The following is a 5,530-nucleotide window of genomic DNA, read 5'->3' as shown; positions in this document are numbered from 1 at the left end:
TTTAGAATTAATGAGCTGGCGATGACTTACTCTCACATGGGTAACCCCACACTACCATCAGCGCTAAGAGGTTTCACTTCTGAGTTCGGGAAGGGATCAGGTGGTTCACTCTTGCTATTGTCGCCAGCACAACTGTTTATGACTATTCGTTATGGTCTTATTTACACATTGTGTATGCCTAACTTTCATCAAATGAGTTATTAACAGGTATATTTGAGTTTCGTATTGTATCTAGCTTTATAACTAAATCAAGTTCAATCATTACTGATTGTTTGGATTTGAATCGATTTAAGCTTTATATACAACTGCTTGGGTGTTGTATAGTCAAGCCTCACGAGCAATTAGTATTGGTCAGCTTCACATATCACTATGCTTCCACATCCAACCTATCAACGTCGTAGTCTTCAACGGCTCTTTAGAGGACATAAAGTCCTAGGGAAATCTTATCTTGAGGTAGGCTTCCCGCTTAGATGCTTTCAGCGGTTATCCCTTCCGAACATAGCTACCCGGCGATGCGACTGGCGTCACAACCGGTACACCAGAGGTTCGTCCACTCTGGTCCTCTCGTACTAGGAGCAGATCCTCTCAAATTTCCAGCGCCCACGGTAGATAGGGACCGAACTGTCTCACGACGTTCTAAACCCAGCTCGCGTACCTCTTTAAATGGCGAACAGCCATACCCTTGGGACCTGCTTCAGCCCCAGGATGAGATGAGCCGACATCGAGGTGCCAAACACCGCCGTCGATATGAACTCTTGGGCGGTATCAGCCTGTTATCCCCAGAGTACCTTTTATCCGTTGAGCGATGGCCCTTCCATACAGAACCACCGGATCACTAAGACCTACTTTCGTACCTGCTCGACTTGTGGGTCTCGCAGTTAAGCGCGCTTTTGCCTTTATACTCTACGCGTGATTTCCGACCACGCTGAGCGCACCTTCGTACTCCTCCGTTACTCTTTAGGAGGAGACCGCCCCAGTCAAACTACCCACCAGACATGGTCCTCGTCCCGGATAACGGGACAGAGTTAGAACCTCAACATTACCAGGGTGGTATTTCAAGGACGGCTCCATTGGAACTGGCGTTCCAACTTCAAAGCCTCCCACCTATCCTACACAAGTAAGGTCAAAGTTCAATGTCAAGCTGCAGTAAAGGTTCACGGGGTCTTTCCGTCTAGCCGCGGGTACACCGCATCTTCACGGCGAATTCGATTTCACTGAGCCTCTGCTGGAGACAGCGCCGCCATCATTATGCCATTCGTGCAGGTCGGAACTTACCCGACAAGGAATTTCGCTACCTTAGGACCGTTATAGTTACGGCCGCCGTTTACTGGGGCTTCGATCAAGAGCTTCGCTTACGCTAACCCCATCAATTAACCTTCCAGCACCGGGCAGGCATCACACCCTATACGTCCACTTTCGTGTTTGCAGAGTGCTATGTTTTTAATAAACAGTTGCAGCGGCCTGGTTTCTGTGGCTGCCAATAGCTCAGGGAGCAAGTCCCATCACCGTCAGCAGCGTACCTTCTCCCGAAGTTACGGTACCATTTTGCCTAGTTCCTTCAGCAGAGTTCTCTCAAGCGCTTTGGTCTACTCGACCTGACCACCTGTGTCGGTTTCGGGTACGATTCCTGTGTAACTGAAGCTTAGAGACTTTTCCTGGAAGCATGGTATCAGCCACTTCACTGTACAAGTACAGCTTGCTATCAGTTCTCAGCATAGAGTACCCCGGATTTGCCTAAGATACATGCCTACAACCTTTCACCTGGACAACCAACGCCAGGCTGACTTAACCTTCTCCGTCCTCTCATCGCATTACACAGAAGTATTGGAATATTAACCAATTTCCCATCGACTACGCCTCTCGGCCTCGCCTTAGGGGTCGACTCACCCAGCCCCGATTAACGTTGGACTGGAACCCTTGGTCTTTCAGCGAACGGGTTTTTCACCCGTTTTGTCGTTACTCACGTCAGCATTCGCACTTCTGATACCTCCAGCAGACTTCTCAATCCACCTTCATCGGCTTACAGAACGCTCCCCTACCACTTGACTAATGTCAAATCCGCAGCTTCGGCACATAGTTTTAGCCCCGTTACATCTTCCGCGCAGGCCGACTCGACTAGTGAGCTATTACGCTTTCTTTAAAGGGTGGCTGCTTCTAAGCCAACCTCCTAGCTGTCTATGCCTTCCCACATCGTTTCCCACTTAACTATGATTTTGGGGCCTTAGCTGGCGGTCTGGATTGTTTTCCTCTTGACTACGGACGTTAGCACCCGCAGTCTGTCTCCCGGATAGTACTCATAGGTATTCGGAGTTTGCATCGGTTTGGTAAGTCGGGATGACCCCCTAGCCGAAACAGTGCTCTACCCCCTATGGTATTCGTCCGAGGCGCTACCTAAATAGCTTTCGGGGAGAACCAGCTATCACCAGGCTTGATTAGCCTTTCACCCCTATCCACAAGTCATCCCCTGGCTTTTCAACGACAGTGGGTTCGGTCCTCCAGTTAGTGTTACCCAACCTTCAACCTGCTCATGGATAGATCGCCTGGTTTCGGGTCTACACCCAGCAACTAAACGCCCTATTAAGACTCGGTTTCCCTACGGCTCCCCTATACGGTTAACCTCGCTACTGAATGTAAGTCGCTGACCCATTATACAAAAGGTACGCAGTCACCGAACAAGTCGGCTCCCACTGCTTGTATGCATGCGGTTTCAGGATCTATTTCACTCCCCTCACAGGGGTTCTTTTCGCCTTTCCCTCACGGTACTGGTTCACTATCGGTCAGTCAGGAGTATTTAGCCTTGGAGGATGGTCCCCCCATATTCAGACAAGGTTTCACGTGCCTCGCCCTACTCGACATCATCATATAAGCCCTTTCGTGTACAGGACTATCACCCACTATGGTTGCACTTCCCAGAGCATTCCACTAAAACTTATATGACTTAATGGGCTTTTCCCCGTTCGCTCGCCGCTACTGAGGGAATCTCAATTGATTTCTTTTCCTAAGGGTACTGAGATGTTTCACTTCCCCTCGTTCGCCTTGCAACACTATGTATTCATGTTGCAATACCTACCTTATAGTAGGTGGGTTTCCCCATTCAGAAATCTCCGGATCACAGGATATTTGCCGCCTCCCCGGAGCTTATCGCAGGCTATTACGTCTTTCATCGCCTCTGACTGCCAAGGCATCCACCACATGCACTTAATTACTTGACTATACAACCCCAAACAGTCGCTAACACATACAAGTGAGTGTTATCGTTGCAAACTTAATTGCTACTGGTTTGTTGTCTGTGCACTTAAGCACCGTACAGCTTCAATCTAAATTCATATACCAAAACGCTTGATTCAGTTAATTTCGCTAGTAACTCATTTCTTGCAATTGCTTGCTTGAAACGAGTATGAACAAATTATTTCAACTCAAATATATTCTGTTAATGATTCACTACGTCCTCGTCGGAGCGTAGTCAACTGTGATAAATCACAGAAGTTAACAAGACGCGCATATTACGCTAACTTCTTATTAATTTCTATAATCTAAAACTTCGTTTGCCTATTTCTTAGCTCATCACATAGTGATGGATGGTGGAGACTAGGAGAGTCGAACTCCTGACCTCCTGCGTGCAAAGCAGGCGCTCTACCAACTAAGCTAAGTCCCCAGCTTATCATTTCGATCAATGTCTCTGTGTTCTGTACTAATCGCTTAGTCAATCAGATTTGGTGGGTCTGACAAGACTTGAACTTGTGACCCCACGCTTATCAAGCGTGTGCTCTAACCAACTGAGCTACAGACCCTCAGATACATCGTCATGAAGAACAACTTGTTGTGGATTCTTACCAATCGTCAATCTTTCGTTAAGGAGGTGATCCAGCCGCAGGTTCCCCTACGGCTACCTTGTTACGACTTCACCCCAGTCATCGGCCACACCGTGGTAACCGCCCTCTTTGCAGTTAGGCTAGCTACTTCTGGTGCAACAAACTCCCATGGTGTGACGGGCGGTGTGTACAAGGCCCGGGAACGTATTCACCGCGGCATTCTGATCCGCGATTACTAGCGATTCCGACTTCATGGAGTCGAGTTGCAGACTCCAATCCGGACTACGATCGGCTTTTTGAGATTAGCATCACATCGCTGTGTAGCAACCCTTTGTACCGACCATTGTAGCACGTGTGTAGCCCTGGTCGTAAGGGCCATGATGACTTGACGTCGTCCCCGCCTTCCTCCAGTTTGTCACTGGCAGTATCCTTAAAGTTCCCACCCGAAGTGCTGGCAAATAAGGAAAAGGGTTGCGCTCGTTGCGGGACTTAACCCAACATCTCACGACACGAGCTGACGACAGCCATGCAGCACCTGTATGTAAGTTCCCGAAGGCACCAATCCATCTCTGGAAAGTTCTTACTATGTCAAGACCAGGTAAGGTTCTTCGCGTTGCATCGAATTAAACCACATGCTCCACCGCTTGTGCGGGCCCCCGTCAATTCATTTGAGTTTTAGTCTTGCGACCGTACTCCCCAGGCGGTCTACTTATCGCGTTAGCTGCGCCACTAAAGCCTCAAAGGCCCCAACGGCTAGTAGACATCGTTTACGGCATGGACTACCAGGGTATCTAATCCTGTTTGCTCCCCATGCTTTCGTACCTCAGCGTCAGTATTAGGCCAGATGGCTGCCTTCGCCATCGGTATTCCTCCAGATCTCTACGCATTTCACCGCTACACCTGGAATTCTACCATCCTCTCCCATACTCTAGCTGACCAGTATCGAATGCAATTCCTAAGTTAAGCTCAGGGATTTCACATCCGACTTAATCAGCCGCCTACGCACGCTTTACGCCCAGTAAATCCGATTAACGCTCGCACCCTCTGTATTACCGCGGCTGCTGGCACAGAGTTAGCCGGTGCTTATTCTGCGAGTAACGTCCACTATCCCTAGGTATTAACTAGAGTAGCCTCCTCCTCGCTTAAAGTGCTTTACAACCAAAAGGCCTTCTTCACACACGCGGCATGGCTGGATCAGGCTTGCGCCCATTGTCCAATATTCCCCACTGCTGCCTCCCGTAGGAGTCTGGGCCGTGTCTCAGTCCCAGTGTGGCGGATCATCCTCTCAGACCCGCTACAGATCGTCGCCTTGGTAGGCCTTTACCCCACCAACTAGCTAATCCGACTTAGGCTCATCTATTAGCACAAGGTCCGAAGATCCCCTGCTTTCCCCCGTAGGGCGTATGCGGTATTAGCATCCCTTTCGAGATGTTGTCCCCCACTAATAGGCAGATTCCTAAGCATTACTCACCCGTCCGCCGCTAAGATCAGTAGCAAGCTACTTCTCTCCGCTCGACTTGCATGTGTTAAGCCTGCCGCCAGCGTTCAATCTGAGCCATGATCAAACTCTTCAGTTTAAAATCAATAGTGCATATAGTGCACCAATCTTGGCTCATCAATTACTGACAAAAATTTGCTCAAATAAACTTCGAGTAATTTCTACCATCAATCAATGAAAATATATTCGATCAATCAATCAGTAAAAATCCACACAAGTT

Annotated in this window: 2 tRNA genes and 3 rRNA genes; all 5 read right to left on the bottom strand. The window is 48.8% G+C overall.

The annotated features are described in order from the left end of the window. Positions 1–13: 13 nt before the first annotated feature. A 5S ribosomal RNA gene (rrf, locus tag ACX17N_RS15915) occupies positions 14–128 on the bottom strand. 192 nt (positions 129–320) lie between these two features. Continuing rightward, positions 321–3,212, bottom strand: a 23S ribosomal RNA gene (locus tag ACX17N_RS15910). 367 nt (positions 3,213–3,579) lie between these two features. Then, positions 3,580–3,655, bottom strand: a tRNA-Ala gene (locus ACX17N_RS15905). Between the two features lie 59 nt (positions 3,656–3,714). Further along, positions 3,715–3,791, bottom strand: a tRNA-Ile gene (locus tag ACX17N_RS15900). Between the two features lie 61 nt (positions 3,792–3,852). Continuing rightward, positions 3,853–5,389 (bottom strand): 16S ribosomal RNA (locus ACX17N_RS15895). The 16S, 23S and 5S rRNA genes sit together here with 2 tRNA genes alongside, the layout of an rRNA operon. Positions 5,390–5,530: the final 141 nt, after the last annotated feature.

Source organism: Acinetobacter sp. GXMZU3951, from assembly GCF_054457875.1.
This window is presented reverse-complemented; position numbering and strand designations above follow the sequence as displayed.